The sequence below is a fragment of the Bifidobacteriaceae bacterium genome (assembly GCA_031281585.1).
GTDB lineage: Bacteria > Actinomycetota > Actinomycetes > Actinomycetales > WQXJ01 > JAIRTF01.
This window is the reverse complement of sequence record JAITFE010000107.1, coordinates 16,584-34,374: the sequence shown is the minus strand read 5'-3', so window position 1 is coordinate 34,374 and position 17,791 is coordinate 16,584. Positions and strand designations below refer to the sequence as shown.

Below are 17,791 nucleotides of genomic sequence, written 5' to 3'. Positions count from 1 at the left end.
GGCGGCCAGCCGTTCCAACTCCCGCCCGGCGTCCGGGGCGCGTATCACGCGGCCGTCAGCCACGCCGCAAATCATCTGGTAACTCTGCTGACGCAGGCCCTTGACGTGTTGGAATACGCCGGGATCGGCGATCCGGCCGCCTTGATTGGACCGTTGACGCGGGTCGCCCTGGAAGGAGCCCTCGGCCAGGGCGTCGGCGCGCTGACCGGCCCGGCCAGCCGAGGCGACGCGGGCACGCTCGAAACGCACATCGAAGCCCTGAGGGCTTACGCCGCCGGGCGGGGCGCGCTCGTCGACCCGGACGTCGCGGTTGACTCGGCCGGAACGGCCGCCCTCGACACGGTGGCCAGTTACCGCCAATTGGCGGCCGCCACGATCCGGGCGGCGGAGCGGGACGGGCGGGTTTCTCCGGCTCAAGCGGCGGCCAGTTTGGAAGCGCTGAACGGGGCGCCGTCATGAGCCTGCGGCGCCTCGCGCGCAGTTGGCCGGAGCTGCGAGCCCGCATGCAGCCCGGCCCGCGGGCCGTCGTCATGACCATGGGCGCCCTGCATCAAGGGCATCTCGACCTGGTCGAAGCGGCCAACCGGCACCGCCAAAGCGTTGGCGGCCAGGTAGTGGTGACAATCTTCGTCAATCCGCTTCAGTTCGGCCCCGCCGAGGACTTCGACACCTATCCCAGGACCCTTGAGGCGGACCTTGAGGCGCTGGCGGGACGGGGCGTGGACCTGGTCTACGCCCCGTCGGCCAACGACATGTACCCGCGCGGACGCCCTCAGGTCGGCATTGATCCGGGCCCTTTGGGAAACGTGTTCGAGGGCGCCATCAGGCCCGGACACTTCGCCGGGGTCGCCACCGTGGTTCACAAACTCGCCGCCCGCACGGGCGCGACGGCGGCTGTGTTCGGGCAAAAGGACGCCCAACAATTGGCCGTCATCCGGCAGATGAAGGCCGACTTGGACCTGGGCTGGGAGGTCATCGCGGTCCCGACCCGCCGGGAGGCTGACGGGCTGGCGTTGTCCAGCCGCAACCGCTACCTCTCGGCGGCGGAACGGGAGGAGGCGTTGGCGCTGCCACACGGCATCGCCGCCGGGCAAGCCGCTGCCCGTGACGGCGCGCAAGCGGGCGAAGTGCGGCGGGCCGCGCTGGCGGCCCTGGGACGGGGCGAACGGCTGAGCCTGCCCGACTATCTGGACTTGGTGGACCCGGCCACCTTCCAACCCGTCCGTGACGCCTGGCGCGGGCCCGCCCTGCTGATCGGCGCGCTCAAAGTCGGCCGGACCAGGCTGATCGACAACGCCGAGGTAGCCTTGGGGGCGTGAATTCACCCACTCCCACCCCTCCGCCGCGCGCGGCCAACGTCTCCGAGCAGTCGCAAGTGCGCCGGGACAAGCGCGCCGCCATCCTGGCGCGCGGCGACGCGGCCTACCCGGCCACGGTGCCCGTGACCACGACAATCGCGGCGGTTCGCCAGCAGTTCGGGCATTTGACGGCGGGTCAGGAAACCACCACCGAGGTGGGTGTCGCCGGGCGGGTCGTGTTCATCCGCAACACCGGGAAACTGTGCTTTGCGACCTTGCAGGACGGACCGGGCAATCGCCTCCAGGCGATGATTTCGCTGGCCGAAGTCGGCCAAGAATCGCTTGACCGCTTCAAAGCCGAAGTTGATTTGGGGGACCACCTGTTTGTCCGCGGGCGCGTGATAGCGTCCAAGCGCGGGGAATTGAGCGTGCTGGCCGCCGGCTGGATGATCGCCGCCAAGGCGCTGCGCCCATTGCCGGTGCTGCATTCCGAGTTGTCAGACGAATCGCGGGTGCGGGACCGTCCCGCCGACCTGATTGTGCGGCCGGCGGCGCGAGAGATCGCCCGCAACCGGGTCGCACTGGTGCGATCCATCCGGCGGACCCTGGAAGACCGCGGTTTCAGCGAAATCGAGACCCCGATTCTTCAAACGTTGCATGGCGGCGCCGCCGCCCGTCCCTTCACCACGCACATGAACGCGTTTGGGATCGAGCTGTATATGCGGATCGCCCCAGAGCTGTTCCTGAAGCGGGCGGTGGTGGGCGGAATTGACAAAGTGTTCGAGATCGGGCGGATCTTCCGCAACGAGGGCGTCGATTCGTCGCACGCCCCCGAGTTCACGTCGGTGGAGGTTTATGAGGCCTACGGCGATTACAACACGATCGCCGACCTGACCCAGCAGATCATTGTCGATGCCGCCCAGGCGATCGCCGGGTCGACCAAAGTCACGCTGGCCAACGGCGAGCACTACGATTTGGGCGGCGAGTGGCGCCGCGTCAGCCTTTACGATTCGCTCAGCGAGGCCCTCGGCGAGGAAATCACCCCGGCGACGTCGGCAGACCACCTTCGGCGGATCGCGGACGCCCGGGAGATCAGCTATGACCCGGCCAGGGCCGGGCACGGCAAGTTGATCGAAGAGTTGTTTGAAGAGCTGATCGGGAACGAACTGTATGAGCCGACATTCGTCATGGACTTCCCCGTGGAGACCTCGCCGCTAACACGGGACCACCGCTCCAAGCCGGGGGTGGTGGAAAAATGGGATCTGTATCTCAGGGGATTCGAACTGGCCACCGGCTATTCCGAACTGGTGGACCCGGTGATCCAGCGTCAGCGCCTCGAAGCCCAGGCCGCCGCCGTGGCCGCGGGCGATTTGGAGGCCATGGCCCTGGACGAGGACTTCCTGTCCGCCCTGGAGTACGGCATGCCCCCGTCCGGCGGGATGGGCATGGGGGTCGACCGCCTGCTGATGGCCCTAACGGGATTAGGAATTCGCGAGACAATTCTCTTCCCATTGGTCAAACCGCAGTCCTAAGGCGGGGCTTCGGGCCGCCGGCCAATCGTTCGGCGGCCCCAGGCCGGCGCGGCCGCCGTTCCCGCTCCGTGGTCCTGGTCCATAAGGCGGATAAAACTCCCAAGAATCCGAGCTATGCTTTCTTCGTCATCACCGCCATGCGGCGCCACGAGCCGTCCGCCCAGTTTTCAAAGGATAGGAGATCCAAAAAATGGCACAGCGTGTCCAAGTTCTCTTGGTCGACGACCTCGACGGGTCTGACGCGACCGAAACAGTCACATTCGGACTCGACGGAGTCAACTATGAGATCGATTTGAGCGCCGACCATGCCGGCGAGCTTCGGAAAGGTCTGGCGAAGTGGGTTGAGTCCGCGCGCCGGGTCCCCGCCCGCGGCGCCAAGGCAGGCCGCGCCGCAACCCGCGCGACCACTCGTCCGCGCCGTCCCGCCGCCAATGGCGACATTGCCAAGATCCGCGCCTGGGCGCGCGAGCAAAGCCTCGAGGTTTCCGACCGGGGCCGCATTCCGGCGCCGATCCGGGAAGCCTATTACGCCGCCCACCGGGAGGGCTGACCGTCAATGACGTACAAGCTTGTCCTGCTCCGCCACGGCGAAAGCGAATGGAACGCCAAGAATCTATTCACCGGCTGGGTCGACGTGCCCCTGTCGGAGAAAGGGCGCGCAGAAGCCATTCGCGGAGGCGAACTGTTGACCGGCGCGGGAGTGTTGCCAGATGTTTTGCACACTTCTTTGTTGCGCCGAGCCATCGTCACCGCCGAGTTGGCGCTTGACGCGGCTGATCGGCTCTGGATTCCCGTCAAGCGCTCATGGCGGCTGAACGAGCGTCACTACGGCGCGCTGCAGGGCAAGAACAAGACCCAAATCCGCGACGAATACGGCGAAGAGCAGTTCATGATTTGGCGGCGTTCCTATGACACGCCGCCCCCGGAAATCGAACTGGGATCGCAATATTCCCAAGACGGCGACCCGCGCTACGCGGGCGCGCCGCTGGTGCGGACCGAAGCCCTCAAGGACGTGCTGGTCCGGGCGCTGCCATATTGGCAGGAGGCGATCGTGCCGGACCTGGTGGAAGGCAAGACGGTTCTGGTCGCGGCCCACGGCAACTCGTTGCGGGCTTTGGTCAAGCACCTCGACGGGATTTCGGACGCGGCTATTGCCGGCTTGAATATCCCAACAGGCATTCCCTTGGTCTACGACCTAGACCACGATCTGAAGCCGGTCAAGGCCGGCGGCACTTACCTGGACCCGGAGGCCGCCAAGGCCGCCATTGCCGCGGTAGCCAACCAAGGCAAAGCCTGAACACTTGAATTGGCCGTCTGGCCTGGGATTATGCCCCTCTCGTCGGCCGCTTGGGGAAGCAGGCGTGCTAAACTTGACTGCCGCGAGAGGGGACAAGACCGAAATTATGGCATTTGCAGTTGGAGAGACCGTGGTGTATCCGCACCACGGCGCCGCGCTCATCGAGGAAATCAGCACCCGCACCATTCGGGGCGAGGAGAAGCTGTACCTCAAATTGCGCGTCACTCAGGGCGACCTGACAATCGAGGTTCCGGCGGACAACGTCGAGTTGGTCGGCGTGCGAGACGTGGTTGGACGCGACGGGTTGGAGCGCGTCTTCGAAGTGCTTCGGGCCGACGTCAGGGAGGAGCCGACCAACTGGTCGCGGCGCTACAAGGCGAACGTTGAGAAGATCGCCTCGGGCGATGTGATCAAGGTGTCGGAAGTGGTGCGGGACTTGTCGCGACGCGACTCGGACCGGGGGCTGAGCGCCGGCGAGAAACGGATGCTCGCCCGCGCCCGGCAGATCCTGGTCTCTGAGCTGGCGTTGGCGGAAAGCATTGACGAGGAGGTGGCCGAGGGCCGCCTTGACGAGATCCTGGCCGCCGCCATTGGCGCCGGCCCCCAGGCCGCAGTCGACGCGGAATAACGCGCCGACCAACCACCGGCAGTGGCTTTGCGGGTCGGCCAGGGGTTTGACGCCCACCGTTTCGCCGACCCAGGCGTCGGGGAGCCGCGACCGTTGCGCCTGGCCCTGCTCGAATGGCCGGACGAACCGGCCCTCGCGGGGCATTCGGACGGCGACGTGGCGGCCCACGCGCTGGTGGACGCCTTGGGGGCGGCGGCCGGGCTGGGCGACATCGGGCACCTCTTCGGAACCGACCGACCCGAATACGCGGGCGCGGCATCGGCCGAATTCCTGACCGAAACCGTCAGGTTGGTTCGGCGGGCCGGCTTTGCGATTGAGAGCGCAAGCGTCCAGGTGATAGGCAACCACCCGCGACTCGCGGGCCGGCGCCGGGAGGCGGAAGACGGCATCGGGCAAATTCTGGGGGCGCCCGTGAGCGTGACGGCCACCACAACGGACACGATGGGGTTCACCGGCCGCGGCGAGGGGCTGGCGGCGTTGGCCGTCTGCCTGCTGCGGGCGCCCGCCGGCGCCGCGGCGGACGGTCAGGCCCAGTAATCTGAAGCCCATGAGCCTTTCGCTGCACGATTCCGCCACCGGCACCGTCCGGCCGTTTGAACCACTCACCCCCGGCTATGTGGGCATCTACCAGTGCGGGGCGACGGTCCAGGACGCCCCCCACATTGGGCATTTGCGGCCGGCCGTCGTCTTCGACATCTTGCGGCGCTGGCTGGAGCGGGCCGGCAACAAGGTGCGGTTCATCCGCAACGTCACCGACATTGACGACAAGATCTTGAACAAGGCCGCCCAGGCGGGGGAGCCATGGTGGGCGTGGGCCGGTCACTGGGAGCGGGCGTTCACGGCCGCCTACGACGCGTTGGGCGTGCGGCCGCCCACCTACGAACCGCGGGCCACCGGGGTGGTGCCGGACATGATCGAGTTCATCGACCGGCTGATCGCGCGCGGCCACGCCTACACGGGCCGTCCCGGCAACGTCTACTTCGACGTGCGCTCCTACCCGGATTACGGGTCGCTGACCCATCAGCGGCTGGAGGACCTCGTTTCGGCCGAGGACGAACCGGAGGCGGACGACAAACGCGACCCGCATGATTTCGCATTGTGGAAGGCTGTCAAGCCGACCGAGCCGCTCGACGCGTCCTGGGACACGCCGTGGGGCCGGGGCCGGCCGGGTTGGCACCTAGAGTGCTCCACCATGTCGCTGCGCTACCTGGGCGAGACGTTCGACATCCACGGCGGCGGGATCGATCTGCGGTTCCCGCATCATGAGAACGAGCAGGCGCAGTCCCGCGCCGCCGGCTACGGCTTTGCCCGCTACTGGGTCCACAACGCCTTCATCACCCAGGCCGGGACCAAGATGTCGAAGTCGCTCGGCAACACCCTGTTGGCCTCTGAACTGCTGAAACAGGCTGATCCGATTGTGATCCGCTACGTCTTGACGGCGGCGCATTACCGGTCCACTTTGGAGTTTTCCGATTCGACTTTGGCGGAGGCGTCCGCCGCCTATGAGCGGATCATCGGCTTCATCCGGCGGGCCGGCGAACGGGTCGGGTCCGGCCAGCCGGTCGTGGACGTGCCCTTGCCCGGCGCCTTTGTGGCCGCGATGGACGACGACTTGGGGACCACGGTCGCCTTGGCCCAGGTTCACGATGCCGTCCGGCGGGGCAACACCGCCTTGTCGGATTACCAGGACGACGAGGCGTTGGCGGCGTTGCTTGAGGTCAGGGCCATGCTGGCGGCGCTGGGCATGGATCCTTTGGCGGCGCCTTGGACGGAATCCGCCGCGTCCGCGAAGGCCGAATCGGCCCTGGCCGCCTTGGTCGAGGGGCAGTTGGAGGCCCGCGCCGCCGCCCGCGCCGCCCGCGATTTCGCGGTCGCGGACGCCATCCGGGACCGCCTGGCGGCCGCAGGCATCCAAGTGGAGGACTCCCCGGCGGGCCCCCGGTGGGAGTTGTCCTTAGGCGGCTAACCTGGCCTGATGCTGCGTGATCTGCCCTTGGAGGAGTTGCGGTCCTACCAGTCCCAAACGCGCGAGCCGGACGATTTCGACGTGTTTTGGGAGGTCGCCCTGCACGAGTCGCGGGCGGACGGGGGCAGGCCCGTCCCGGAACGGGTCGAGTTGGACTTGCACGGCGTGGAGGTTTTTGACGTCACGTTTTCAGGTTTCAGCGGCGAGCCGGTGAAGGCCTGGCTGCGGTTGCCTGTTTCGGGTTCGGGTTCGGGTCTGGTTTCGGGTTCGGGGGTGCCCGATGCCGTCCGCCCGCCCGCCTGCGTTGTCCAGTTCGGGGGTTACGGCGGCGGGCGAAGCTGGCCGCTTGACGACCTGGTGTGGCCCGCGCTCGGGTTTGCCCAGTTCCGGATGGACACGCGGGGCCAGGGCGCCACGTGGGCGCCGGGCGACACCCCGGACCCGCACGGCTCCGGCCCCATGACGCCGGGGTTTGTGACCAAAGGCGTGATGGCGCCCGAGACCTACTATTACGCGCGTCTGTTCACCGACGCGGCGCGGGCGGTGGACGCCGCCGCCGAGTTGGAACTGGTCGACCCGTCCCGCATCGGCGTGTTCGGGCGTTCGCAGGGCGGCGGCGCGGCCCTCGCCGCGGCGGCCCTGGTGCCCGGCCTGGTCCGCGCGGCGGTGGTGCTGAGTCCGTTCATGGTGGACGTGATGCGCGGCGTGGACGTCACCGACCAGGGGGCGTACCAGGAAATCGCCACCTACCTGGCTGTGCGTCCGGCCGACGAGGCCTCGGTCCGGCGCACCTTGTCTTATGTGGACGGGGTCAACTTCGCCCGCCGGTGCCGGGCCCCGGCCCACTTCGCCACGGGCTTGGCGGATGATCTCACGCCCGCCTCGACGGTGTTCGGCGCCTACAACGCCTACGCGGGCCCCAAAGACATCCAGGTCTGGCCTTTCGCGGGCCACGAGGGCGGCGCGAGCGAAGACCTGCTCCAAGCGGCGGAGTTCTTCCGCCGCCACCTGCCGGAAACGGGGACGGTACCTATTTCGCCAGCGAAATAGGTACCGTCCCCGTTTCCTCCGACTGGCCCCATTTCGTGGTTGAGTAGAATTGTTGGCATCGACGCGAACGCGGCTGCGAAAAGGGGGAGGGCATGCCGAAGTTGCCGAAGAACAGGCCCGCGCGGAACTTTGAGACTGGTCCCGTGACGCGGATTTTGTGGGTGGTCGGGCTGGTCGGGGCGCCGTTGATTCTGGGCCTGGTCCTGGCGCGGTACCCGTCCGCGCCGGCGGAGATGCCGACCCACTACAACCTTGCCGGCGAGGCGGACGGCTGGGGCCCCAAGTGGGTGCTCGTAATAATTCTGGCGGTGCTTGTGGTGCTGGTCGAGGGGCTCGGCTGGCTCGCCCGCCGTCCGCAGTGGTTCAACTACCCGTTTGAGATCACCCCCGTCAATGCGCAGGCCGTGTACCGCGCGGGCGAACGGATGATGGTGTGGCTGAACCTGGCGCTGCTGGCCGTCCTGGCCGGAGTCGCCATGACGTACTTCGACTTGGCCAACGTGGGCACAGGGGTGGCTGTGTCCGCCGGGCTGACGGCGGGAATTGTGCTGCCGCCAGTCGGGATTGGCCTGATGGTGCGCGCCGCCAACCGCGCCAAGGCGACATACAACCTGTCGGGTCCGTGACGGCCCGGACGGCCGAGACCGATGACCGGGCTGGCCACCGGCCCGCTCCCCGCCGTGGCTGGCGTCTAAACTAGACAGATGACCAGCCAGGCTGTCGGGCGTCGGGGAGTGGACGCCATTGTCCTGGTGCCAATCGAAGAATGGCGTCGCATCGAGTCCCTGCGTCCGCCCACCTTGAAAGAGCTTCTCTTGTCGGATGAGGATCGGTTCGACATGGAGTTGCCTTCCACAGTTGGAATGAATTGGCGGGGGCACGTTCCGGCCGGGGACTGACCGCCATCTGTCTGCGCAACGTGAAACATTTCCGCGACCTGGGCGTGTCCCTGGTTGACCCTTGGGCCGGCCCGGCGGGCGGATGAGAGTTTACGCAGAGTTCACGTAGAAGCGTTTGGGCATGGCCCCCGCGCTGCTAAGTTGCTAAGCAAGCAAATCGAAGTAACTTAGAGAAAACCGCAGGAGTCCACCGTGACCGGAACCGATCCAACCCTCAGCATGTCCGATGGCCTGGTGCACCACATCCTGGGCCCCGAGCCGACGCCCGCCTTCGCCGACAGAGACGAGTTGGCCGCCACCTGGGGACGCCCCTGGGGCGCGGTGGACGAGGTCTCCCGCCTGCGCACCGTGGTCATGCGGCTCCCATCCGCCGGACTGGAGGAGGTGGCCAGGCTGGGCGACGCGGCCTGGAACGAGGATCTCCAGGCCTACGTGGACCCGAACAAGCGCTGGTATTGGATGGGCCGGGACCTTCCCGACCTTGAGGGGCTGCACCAAGAGTTCCAAGACTTCATCGCCCAGCTGAAAGCGCATGACGTGGAGGTGATCATCGCTCCGCAAATGGCCCCGCAGTTCACCAAGGCCGTCTTCACGAGGGATCCGCTTTTCACCATCCCCGGCGGTTCTATAGTCGCCCGGATGGCGCCCCGCATGCGGCGCGGCGAAGAGCAGGACATCACACGGGTGCTGGCCGCGGCCGGGGCCCCCATCCTGGGCACCATCACCGGCACCGGCGTGGCGGAGGGCGGCTCGTTCGCCAAGGTGCGCCCGGACAAGGCCTTCTTCGGCACGTCGGTGCGCTGCAACTACGAGGGCTACCGGCAGCTCGCGGCGTTCCTGGCGGAGCACGGCATTGAACTGGTCCGGCTCAACATGCCCGGCTACCAGATCCACATCGACATCTTCTTCGCCATGATTGACGACGATTTGGCGTTGATCAACCCCCGCCTGGCCCCCTACGACTTCCAGACCACCTTGTGGGAGATGGGGATCGAGACGGTGGACACCGAAGTGGGCGAAGACTGGGCCTGCAACATGCTGACGCTGGACCGCCGCCGGGTTTTCTTCCCCTCCCACCTGGTGCGGACGGCGGAAAAGCTCAATTCGAAGCACGGCGTGGAGGTCATACCGGTCAAGTTCCGGGAGATCAACAAGAACGGCGGCGGCATCCACTGCTCCACCCACGAACTGGTCCGCGACTGGTGAGCGCGACGTCCGCCGCCGGCCCGACCGGCGGGGAGGTGGCGATCGCCACGCTGAGGTGCTTGGGGGCGCGGAGGGTCTTTGGGCTGCCGGGCCAGCACGCGCTCGGGCTTTTCGACGCCCTGCGCCGCTCGGATCTCCCTTACACGGGCTTCAAACTGGAGAACAACGCGGTCTTCGCCGCCGACGGCTTCGCCCGCGAAACCGGGCGGGTGACCCCGGCGATCGTGTCGGCGGGGCCGGGCGCCTTGATGACCCTGCCCGGCCTGCAAGAGGCGGCGGCCGCCTGTTCGCCGGTGCTGCTCATGGCCGCCCAGGTTCCCACCACCGCGCTGGGCGGGCGCCACGGCTACCTGCACCAGCTGTCCGACCAGGCGGCGAGCTTCGCGCCGGTGGTTAAAGGCGTCTTCCAGATCCGGGCGCCCGAACAGGTCGAGACGCTATTGCGGGAGGCCTGGCGGTTGGCCGCCACGCCGCCGTGGGGTCCGGTTTACGTCGAATTGCCCGATGACGTGCAGCGCGCCGCCGCCCCCGGTTCCGCCGGGTTTGGGGCTGGCTCCGCGCCGGCCTGCGGTGCGGCCTCAGGGGCGGGGTTTGGCGCCGCCGCGAATTCGCATGGAAACGCTGCGGGTGGACTGCGGGCAGGCGAACAGCACGGCGGCGGACACGGAACTGCGGCCTCCCATGCGGCCGGGGTCGCCGAATCCGGTCCCGAGCAGCATGAACCGAGCGGCGGCGCTGGCGCCGCCGCCTTCGCGGCGGCCGCGCAGGCGTTGGCCGGTGCGGCGACGCCGCGGATTCTGGCTGGCGGGGGCGTGGTCAGGGCCGGGGCCGGGCCGGCCCTGCGGGACTTGGCCGAGTTGTTGGCCGCGCCGGTGGTGACCACCTTTGGCGGGCGGGCGGCGTTCGCCGGGGACCATCCGCTGAGCGCGGGCGGCTGGATCGAGGACCTGGCCACCACGGAGTTTCTAGAGCAGGCGGACGTGCTGCTGGCCGTCGGGACGGGCCTGGGGGAGTTGTCCACCAACTATTTCCGGCTGCGGCCACGGGGGACGCTGATCCATTTGGACGCCGACCCGGCGGTGGTCGGCGCGAACTATCCGGCGATCAGCCTGGTGGCGGACGCGCGCGCGGGGCTGGAGGGGCTGACGGCGGCGCTGAGCGAGGCGGGCGTGGCCAAGCGCGACCCGGCTGGGGCCCGTGCGCTGGTGGCGGGGCTGGCGGACGGCATCGGGCAACGGCTGGACGGCCAAGACCTGGAACTGGAACGGGGGCTGCTGGCGGCGGTGCGGGCCGCCACGCCGGAGGCGGCCTCGACGTTTTGGGACATGACGACCCTGGCCTACTGGGCCTGGAACGCTTGGGACGCGCGAGGCGGCGGGTTCGAGAACGCGCAGTGCGGGGGCCTGGGGTTCGCCTTGCCGGCGGCGATCGGGGCGGCTTTGGCGACGGGGCGGCCCACGTTGGCGGTCAGCGGCGACGGCGGCGGGCTCTACTCCGTGGCCGAACTGACCACCCTGGCGGCCAGCGGCGCGCCGGTGACCTGGCTGATCATTGACGACTCGGGGTATGGCGTGTTGCGCGGCTACATGGAGGACGCGTACGGCGGGGCGTTCGGAACCGACTTCGAGCCTTTCGACTACCTGGCGGCCGCCGCCCGCATGGGGATTGAGACGCGGGAGGCGACGGCCGCAAACCTGGCCGAGGCGCTGACTTTCGATTCGGGCCGGCCGTTGGCGGTGCGGCTGCGCCAGTGTGTGGGGCTGTTCGCGCCGACCCACCTGGGGCGGGCGGGCGCCCACCGGCCGCTGCTCGCCGGTTGACGAACCCGGCCGGAGTCACGGCGCGGGCCGGACAGGGATAGTGTTGGGGGCCATGAACCGCCCGGTCCAGATCGCTCCCAGGGACGTGCGCGCGGCTGTCGGCCGCAAACTGCGGGCCAGGCGCCAAGAGCGGCAGTTGACAATCGAGAACATGGCCGCCGCGACTGGTTTGTCGAAGGGGTTCCTCAGCCGGGTGGAACGCGACCTGGTCTCACCGTCGGTCTCCACCCTGGTGATGCTCTGCGACGTGCTCAACATTCCGTTGGGGGACCTGTTCATCCAGCCGGACGTGGTGCATGTGCCCTGGGACCAGGCGCCGCCGATCCATCTGGGGGGCCACCTGATTTCCGAGCGGCTGCTCTCGCCCCGGCGCGAGGCCCGGTTCCAGGTCTTGCGCTCCCAGTCGAACCCCGGCGACCAGGCCACGGCCGGCGAGGACCTCTACACGGTCAACGCGGACGTGGAGTTTGTGCATGTGGTGGCTGGGTCGATCCGCCTGATGGCGACTTTGGAGCACTGGGACCTGGCGGCCGGCGACTCGCTCACGCTGGAGGGGCGCGAGCCGCACAGTTGGAAGGTTCTCGACCCAAGTCAAGGCGTGGATTTGATCTGGGTGCTGGTGCCCGCGGCCTGGACCGGGACGGCGGGGGCCGGGCTGTGACTTGTCGCGCCAGTCGGGGGCGACGGGCGGGCCGTCATGTGTACGGGCCGTTACCGGGCCGCTAATTCCTTGGGTCCCCCGGTAAAAGCCAGATGACCGACGCAAGCTGACCGCTTGTTTCCTAATAGGTTATGAATGTTATCTAATTGGCCACAGGGCCACGGCCCTAACCGAAAGGACCAGACATGCCATTGGGAACTAGAGCTCTCCGCGCGGTCGCGCTCCTCGCCGGGGTCGCCGCCGCCGCGACCATGACCGCCTGTGCGGATCCGGTCAGCGAATCGCCGAGCGGGCCCGCCAGCGCTCCCGCCTCCAGCGCCGCCGGCGGTTCGCCCGCGTCGACCGGTGTGAACCAGGAGGCGCGCGCGCTGTTGCCGGAGGAGTTCTTGAACGGCGAGCCGATCAAGGTTGGCACGGAGGCGTTTTACCCGCCGTACGACTACCTGGCGGAGGACGGCCAAACCATCATCGGCCTGGACGTCGACTTGTTCGACGAGGTCGCTAAGGCGCTCGGGGTTGAATACACCCTGGAAAACGCCGCTTTTGACAGCCTCTTGCCGGGGATCGACACGGGCCGGTATGACGTGATCGTGGCGGCGCTCACCGACAACGCCAACCGCCAGGCCAACTACGACATGGTGGACTACTTCCTGACCGGCCAGTCGATCGTGGTGGCGGCCGGCAACCCGGAGGGCGTCAAGGGCGAGGCCGACCTGTGCGGCAAGGCCGTTTCGGTGCTGACGGCATCAGCGCAGGAGACCATCCTCCAGGAGTTCAACGCCGACCTTTGCGCCGATTCGCCCATCGACATCCTGCCCCAGGCGACGGACGACGACGCGTACATGCAGCTTCAGACCGGCCGGGTGGCGGCGACTTTGTCGCAGGACCCGGTGGCGCGCGACAGGGTGGCGAAGGTCGGCGGTGGCAGCGAACTTGAGCTGGCCAACGCTGAGCCCTTCCAAACCAAACCGCTGGGCTACGCGCTCGCCAAAGATTCGACGCAGTTGCGGGACGCTCTCCAGGTCGCGTTGCAGGGCTTGCTGGATGACGGCACCTATGCGACCGTGTTGGAAAAGCACGGTCTGGGTGCCTCGGCCATCGGCGAAATCACCGTCAACGCGGGCGAATGACTTTCGCCCCGGCCCCCGCCCCGGCGCCAGCCCCCGCGCCGGGGCTGGCCGCCCGGAACGCGCCCCCGGTGGTGCCGATCCGCCATTGGGGGCGCTGGGCCGCCACCGCGCTGGTCTTGATTCTGGCCGCGTTGCTGGCCTGGCAGGTCGCCGAAAACTCGATTCTGCGCTGGGGGATTGTGTGGGAGCGTCTGTTCGCCCGCAGCATCTTTGTCGGCATGGGGGTGACCATCCTGCTCACCGCGAGCTCCATGGCGTTGGGCTTGGCGGGAGGGATCGCGTTAGCGACCATGAAGATGTCGGCCAGTCCGCTGCTGCGGTCCTTCTCCGGCGGTTTCATCTGGTTGTTCCGGGGCACCCCCGTGATGGTGCAGATTCTGATCTGGTTCAACCTTGGCCTGTTTCTCCCCGAACTGAACCTGGGGTTCACCGAGGTCAACACCACCGAGTTGATAACGCCGTTGACGGCTGCGGGGCTCGGCCTGGCGTTCAATGAGTCCGCCTACATGGCCGAGATCATCCGAGGCGGAATCATTGGGGTTGACTCAGGCCAGAGCGAGGCTTGCGCCGCCCTCGGAATGACAAAGGCGTTGGCCCTGCGACGGATCATCTTGCCCCAGGCCTTGCGGTCCATTGTCCCGCCGCTCGGCAACGAGGCGGTGACGTTGCTGAAAGAGACCTCGCTTGTGGCGGTGATCGGCGCCGGGGACCTGCTGACCATGGCGCAGCGCCTCGGCACGGCCGATTTCAGCCGCATGGAGATGTACATGGTGGCCTCGGCCTGGTACCTCGTGTTGACCAGCATCCTGACCGCCGGGCAGGCGGTTCTTGAGCGGCGCCTCGCCAAGGCGCGGGGACTGGCCCCGCGCCGCCTTGGGCCGGGGACGGTGGCGAAAGGTCTGGTCCCGGTGCGGAGTCGGGACCGGGACCGGGGCGGCGACCTGGACCGGGGTGGCGAGCGGGACCGGGGCGGTGATCGCGACAGCGGCCTAGACCGTGGCCGGGACCGGGGCGGGGAACGGGTTTCCGCCGCAGGGGCGCAGTCTGGGGAGGAACAATGAGCACGCCGCTTGGCAAACCGAGCGTTGCCGCCGGGGCCGAAGGGGCCGCCGGGGCCGCGGCGCCCCGGCACATGGTCGAGGCCGTCGGCGTGGAGAAGTCCTACGGCACCACTTTGGTGCTGCAAGACATCAGCTTGGCCGTGGAAACGGGGGAGGTCGTGTGCATGCTGGGGCCGTCCGGTTCGGGCAAGTCGACCTTTCTGCGCTGCGTCAACCACCTCGAGACCCCTGACGCGGGTTCCATCCAGGTGGCGGGCGAATACATCGGCTACAAGGCCAAAGGCGGCAAACTGTATGAGCTGAAGCCCAGGGAAGTGGCTCGGCGCCGCCGCAAGATCGGCATGGTGTTCCAGCGGTTCAACCTCTTCCCGCACCTCACGGCGGCGGAAAACGTGGCGGAGGCGCCAGTTCGCTGCCTGGGCGTGCCCCGGCGGGACGCCCGCGAGCAGGCGGACGCGCTCCTGGCCCGCGTGGGCCTGGCGGATCGCGGAAGCCACTATCCCTCGCAGTTGTCTGGCGGGCAGCAGCAGCGGGTCGCTATCGCGCGGGCGCTGGCCATGCGCCCGGAGGTGATGTTGTTCGACGAGCCCACCTCCGCCCTGGACCCCGAACTGGTCGGCGAGGTGCTGGAGGTGATGCGCTCGCTTGCGGACACGGGGATGACCATGTTGGTCGTCACCCACGAACTGGGCTTCGCCCGCGAGGTGGCGGATCGCGTGGTCTTCGTGGACCACGGGGTGATCATCGAAGAGGGTCCGGCTCGGGAAGTGATCGACAACCCCAGGCTGGAACGGACCCGCAAGTTCATGGGCTCGGCCGCATGAGCGGGCGCGCCCAACCCGGCCGGCTGGTGGTCTTCACGGACCAGACCGACATCGACTTGGAACCCGCTCGCGCCTACCTGGCCGACCAGGGCTTCTCGAGTCTGTGCTTGAGCCTGGACCGCGACACCCAAGTGCCGGCCGCCGCCCGCGCCGCTGTGGGCGGGATTGTCGGCTACGCCCAAATCGGGCCAGCCGTCATGGACCAACTGCCCAACTTGAGGGTCTTGGCCACCACGTCCACAGGCGCGGACATGGTGGACGCGGCCGCCGCCGAGGCGCGCGGGGTGGTGGTCCTGCCGATGGCGGACGCTTCCACCGAGGAGGTGGCCGCCCACACCGTCGCTTTGGTCTTGTCCGCGATCCGCCGCCTGGACCACGGCCGCGAGGTCGTTCGCCAAGGCGGCTGGACGGAACAGGTCGGCCAGGTGCCGCCCGCCCTCAGCCAAATGACGCTCGGCCTGGTCGGCTTCGGCCGGATCGGCCGAAAAGTGGCGGACTACCTGGGCCCAATGGTCGGCGCGGTGTTGGCGGCCGACCCGGCTGCCGAACCCGCCAAGGCGGGCGCCGCCCCGAATCCCGCCGACGCCGCCTCGCCCGCCCGCGCCACCAACCCCGCGCGCGATGCCGGCCCGGCCCGTCGCGCCCAGCCAACCGGTTGGATCGGCCCAGCCGTCCGGTTGGCCGGGCTGCCTGAGGTGCTTGCGTGTTCCGACATCATTTCGCTGCATTTGCCGCTGACTGGGGAGACTGAGCACCTGATCGACGCGGCCGCGTTGGCGGCCATGAAGGACGGGACCTTGCTGGTCAACGTCTCGCGCGGGCGGTTGGTGGACAGTCAGGCGGTCTTGGCGGCGCTCGAATCCGGCCGGCTGGCCGCCTATTGCGCCGACGTGGCGGACTGCGAACCGCCCTTGGCCGGCGACCCGCTCCTGTTCCATCCGCGCACCATCGCCACGCCCCACATGGCGTTCCTGTCCACCGCTTCGTTGGAGCGCTACCAACTGGACCCCGCCCGCAATCTTGTGAACTGGCTCAAACGACAAGGAGGCGATACGGCATGACCGTGTCCCACGACCAATTCCTGGCCGACTTCGCGGAACTGTCCGCCATTGGCGCCACCGGGCGCGGAGGCGTGGACAGGCAAGCCGCCACGGCGGCCGACGCGGCGGCGCGGCGCTGGTTGGCCGGGTTGCTGGCGGCCAACGGATTCGAAGTCGTCTATGACCGGGTGGGCAACCAATTCGGCCTTCGCGGGTGGGTGCCGGACGCGCCAGCCGTCCTGGTCGGCTCGCATCTCGACTCGCAGCCGACAGCGGGTCGTTTCGACGGCGCCTACGGCGTCTTGGCGGCGGCCCACGCGGCGTTCGCCGTTTCGGAGTCGATAGCCACCGGACGCCTGACGCCCCGGCTCAACCTGGCCGTGGTCAATTGGTTCAACGAGGAAGGGTCGCGCTTCCAACCGTCCATGATGGGCTCCGCCTGCTACACCCGCGCCATGGCGCCCGCCGCCGCGCTCGCCACCCAAGACCGGGCGGGCCAAACTGTCGCCGAGGCGTTGGCCGCCCAGGGGATGCTGGGAGACTGGGACGGCCCCGAAGCGGCCTGCGCCGCGGAAATCCACGTGGAGCAGGGACGCGAATTGGAGGACACCGGCTACCCGATCGGCCTGGTGACCAGCGCTTGGGCGGCCCGCAAATACTCAATCGAGATCACCGGCGAGCAAGCCCATTCCGGCTCGGCCATCATGGCGGACCGCCGCGACGCCCTGTACGGCGCGGCCCTCGTCACCGTGGCGATCCGAGCGTTGGCGGACGCTTCGAACGGGAAACTGCACAGCGGCATCGGGCAAATGGAGGTTTACCCGAACTCGCCGGTGGTGGTCGCGAGCCGGGTGAAGCTCCTGGCCGACCTGCGGTCGGCGGACGTGGAACTGCTGAACCGGGCCGCGGCCGAACTGGAGGAGCGGTTGGCGGAGGCGGGCAAACAGGCCCGCGTGCGGGTCGACGCGCAACTGACGCACGCGTGGGACATGGAGCCGTACGCCCCGGGCGGCGTGGAACTCGCGCGGCGGTGCGCCGACCGGTTGGGATTGCGCCACCGGCCCATTTTGACGATTGCCGGCCACGATTCGACCAATCTGAAGCGGATGGTCCCCACCGTGATGCTGTTCGTCCCGTCAGCCCAGGGCGTTTCCCATAGCGAGGCGGAGTTCACCGGCGACGCCGACCTGCTGGCCGGCCTGGACCTGCTGACCGAGGTCGTGGGCGAACTGATCGGCGGCGCGGCCGGGGACCTGCCGCCCAGTTGAGAGGCCAGCCGCGGCCCAATCGAGGAGCGGCGCCTGCGTCAAGTGGGGTTTGCCAGTTTGGCCATGAGTTCCCTGGCGGTTTGGGCTGGCAAGTTCTTGCAGTTTGGGCGT

Annotated in this window: 19 protein-coding genes; all 19 read left to right on the top strand. The window is 68.3% G+C overall.

Features of this window, described 5'->3' with window-relative positions; genetic code table 11:
- A partial coding sequence (locus LBC97_12180; GenBank protein MDR2566783.1) for a DUF2520 domain-containing protein occupies window positions 1–459 on the top strand: 459 nt, incomplete at its 5' end.
- Window positions 456–1,319, top strand: a complete 864-nt coding sequence (panC, locus tag LBC97_12175; GenBank protein ID MDR2566782.1) for a pantoate--beta-alanine ligase — start codon at window positions 456–458, stop codon at window positions 1,317–1,319. The genes LBC97_12180 and panC, both read left to right, overlap by 4 nt.
- Window positions 1,316–2,830: a lysine--tRNA ligase gene (gene lysS / locus LBC97_12170; protein ID MDR2566781.1), complete on the top strand. Its 1,515-nt coding sequence runs from the start codon at window positions 1,316–1,318 to the stop codon at window positions 2,828–2,830. Before panC ends, lysS begins: the two co-directional genes overlap by 4 nt.
- Window positions 2,831–3,020: 190 nt before the next feature.
- Window positions 3,021–3,380 carry an Lsr2 family protein gene (locus tag LBC97_12165; GenBank protein MDR2566780.1) on the top strand — a complete coding sequence of 120 codons (360 nt, stop codon included), beginning with the start codon at window positions 3,021–3,023 and terminating at the stop codon, window positions 3,378–3,380.
- 6 nt (window positions 3,381–3,386) lie between these two features.
- Entirely contained in the window at window positions 3,387–4,127 is a 741-nt protein-coding gene (locus tag LBC97_12160; GenBank protein MDR2566779.1) for a phosphoglyceromutase, read from the top strand.
- Window positions 4,128–4,233: 106 nt separating this feature from the next.
- Window positions 4,234–4,755 (top strand): CarD family transcriptional regulator, encoded by a 522-nt coding sequence (locus LBC97_12155; protein MDR2566778.1) that lies wholly within the window; start codon window positions 4,234–4,236, stop codon window positions 4,753–4,755.
- A gap of 21 nt (window positions 4,756–4,776) precedes the next feature.
- Window positions 4,777–5,292 (top strand): 2-C-methyl-D-erythritol 2,4-cyclodiphosphate synthase, encoded by a 516-nt coding sequence (ispF, locus tag LBC97_12150; GenBank protein ID MDR2566777.1) that lies wholly within the window; start codon window positions 4,777–4,779, stop codon window positions 5,290–5,292.
- A 10-nt stretch (window positions 5,293–5,302) separates the two neighbouring features.
- Window positions 5,303–6,721 carry a cysteine--tRNA ligase gene (gene cysS, locus LBC97_12145; GenBank protein MDR2566776.1) on the top strand — a complete coding sequence of 473 codons (1,419 nt, stop codon included), beginning with the start codon at window positions 5,303–5,305 and terminating at the stop codon, window positions 6,719–6,721.
- A gap of 9 nt (window positions 6,722–6,730) precedes the next feature.
- Window positions 6,731–7,771, top strand: coding sequence for an acetylxylan esterase (locus tag LBC97_12140; GenBank protein ID MDR2566775.1), 1,041 nt, complete (start codon window positions 6,731–6,733; stop codon window positions 7,769–7,771).
- A 143-nt stretch (window positions 7,772–7,914) separates the two neighbouring features.
- Window positions 7,915–8,397, top strand: a complete 483-nt coding sequence (locus LBC97_12135; GenBank protein ID MDR2566774.1) for a DUF1648 domain-containing protein — start codon at window positions 7,915–7,917, stop codon at window positions 8,395–8,397.
- Window positions 8,398–8,475: 78 nt separating this feature from the next.
- Window positions 8,476–8,670: a hypothetical protein gene (locus LBC97_12130; GenBank protein ID MDR2566773.1), complete on the top strand. Its 195-nt coding sequence runs from the start codon at window positions 8,476–8,478 to the stop codon at window positions 8,668–8,670.
- 192 nt (window positions 8,671–8,862) lie between these two features.
- Window positions 8,863–9,876 (top strand): hypothetical protein, encoded by a 1,014-nt coding sequence (locus LBC97_12125; protein MDR2566772.1) that lies wholly within the window; start codon window positions 8,863–8,865, stop codon window positions 9,874–9,876.
- Entirely contained in the window at window positions 9,873–11,696 is a 1,824-nt protein-coding gene (locus LBC97_12120) for a thiamine pyrophosphate-binding protein (protein ID MDR2566771.1), read from the top strand. The genes LBC97_12125 and LBC97_12120 overlap by 4 nt, the downstream gene beginning before the upstream one ends.
- 52 nt (window positions 11,697–11,748) lie before the next feature.
- Window positions 11,749–12,357 carry a helix-turn-helix domain-containing protein gene (locus LBC97_12115; protein MDR2566770.1) on the top strand — a complete coding sequence of 203 codons (609 nt, stop codon included), beginning with the start codon at window positions 11,749–11,751 and terminating at the stop codon, window positions 12,355–12,357.
- A gap of 185 nt (window positions 12,358–12,542) precedes the next feature.
- Window positions 12,543–13,487, top strand: a complete 945-nt coding sequence (locus tag LBC97_12110; protein ID MDR2566769.1) for an ABC transporter substrate-binding protein — start codon at window positions 12,543–12,545, stop codon at window positions 13,485–13,487.
- Complete coding sequence (locus tag LBC97_12105) at window positions 13,484–14,548, top strand: ABC transporter permease subunit (protein ID MDR2566768.1); 1,065 nt, start codon at window positions 13,484–13,486, stop codon at window positions 14,546–14,548. The genes LBC97_12110 and LBC97_12105 overlap by 4 nt, the downstream gene beginning before the upstream one ends.
- A 71-nt stretch (window positions 14,549–14,619) precedes the next feature.
- Window positions 14,620–15,372, top strand: a complete 753-nt coding sequence (locus tag LBC97_12100) for an amino acid ABC transporter ATP-binding protein (protein ID MDR2566767.1) — start codon at window positions 14,620–14,622, stop codon at window positions 15,370–15,372.
- Window positions 15,369–16,433: a hypothetical protein gene (locus tag LBC97_12095; GenBank protein ID MDR2566766.1), complete on the top strand. Its 1,065-nt coding sequence runs from the start codon at window positions 15,369–15,371 to the stop codon at window positions 16,431–16,433. The genes LBC97_12100 and LBC97_12095 overlap by 4 nt, the downstream gene beginning before the upstream one ends.
- A complete protein-coding gene (locus tag LBC97_12090; GenBank protein MDR2566765.1) occupies window positions 16,430–17,680 on the top strand; it encodes an allantoate amidohydrolase in 1,251 nt (416 codons plus the stop codon). The genes LBC97_12095 and LBC97_12090 overlap by 4 nt, the downstream gene beginning before the upstream one ends.
- The last annotated feature ends 111 nt before the right edge of the window (window positions 17,681–17,791 follow it).